At 26.3% G+C, this 1,104-nt stretch carries 2 protein-coding genes; both read right to left on the minus strand.

Going from position 1 to position 1,104, the window contains the following annotated elements:
• On the minus strand, nt 1–375 hold a 375-nt coding region (locus ACRDDY_RS00890), incomplete at its 3' end, for a hypothetical protein (RefSeq protein ID WP_438563083.1).
• Nucleotides 376–391: 16 nt separating this feature from the next.
• Nucleotides 392–1,104: competence protein CoiA family protein (locus ACRDDY_RS00895; protein ID WP_438563084.1), on the minus strand; the 713-nt coding region annotated here is incomplete at its 5' end.

The raw sequence follows: 1,104 nt of genomic DNA on the forward strand, positions 1-1,104 counted from the left end.
AAACTCTTCTCTAATTTCTTCCTTGGATTTTTTGTTGAATTTATCTTTGTTTTGCTTTGTTGATTCAAGTATTAGATTCAAACAATTTAATTTTTCCTCATCAATAACTTCTTTTCCTTTCTCTTTATTTATAGTTTCAGTTATTCTTGAAAGCTCTTCTTCATAACTTCTACTACCATAATCAAAATCTAAACAAATAATATCTCTTGTGCTAATATCTTTGTATGAATTTAATCCGTTCCTTTCTAAAAATATTGAAAACAGACTATTATTAAATACTGCATCATTACTTTCATATGTGTTCCTAACTCCTAAATTGTAGCCATATAAAGAACCTGCTTTTATTGTTTTAATCTTTAACCCATTTTTACTCATAAATTTTCCTCCAAAATTATATCAAATTTTTAATTTCTTCGATTATATGATATGAAGCTGAATCACAATAATTATTGAAATCAATTTCTTTAAAATACATTAGTTCTTTCTTATAGTAAGAATTTAATCTTTTCCCAAACTTGGATCTGTATTTTGATTTTTCTGATTGACTTGGATTGTAACAATACTTTCTAAATACAAAAATCTTATTTTCTCTTATTTCAAATATTCTTTTCTTTCCTCTTTTGTTCTTTAAATCAGTAGAAATATAGTTTTCACAACCAAGTTCGTCTGCTTCAATTATTTTCAATATTGGTTCAAACTCTTTTAGTATATTTCTTTTAACAAGAGAAATAACTTCATCCTTATTTGATATAGCAGTATCAATATCCAAGTAAATACTTTTTCTAGGCTTAAAAACACCTTCTTCAATGCCTATATTTAATATATTCATAACTTCTATACCGTTTGAATTTCCATAGAAAAATGAATCGCCCTCTAATAGTCCCGTTTTTGAATTTAGATAATAATGACCATGTTTTTGTATCACTCTATTTGTTTTGTGATATTTATCCTTTCCAAGAATCCAAATATCAAAGATATCATTGTTTTGATATTGCTCTCTTCTTTTAAGATATTCAGTTGCTATTGGAGTGCATTGAAATTCAATTACGTATCTTTTCCCCTTTTGCTCAAAATAAATGTCAGGTCTTTGGTTCGATTCCTCTA

It is taken from the genome of Clostridium sp. (assembly GCF_051656525.1).
Classification (GTDB): Bacteria; Bacillota; Clostridia; order Clostridiales; family Clostridiaceae; genus Clostridium.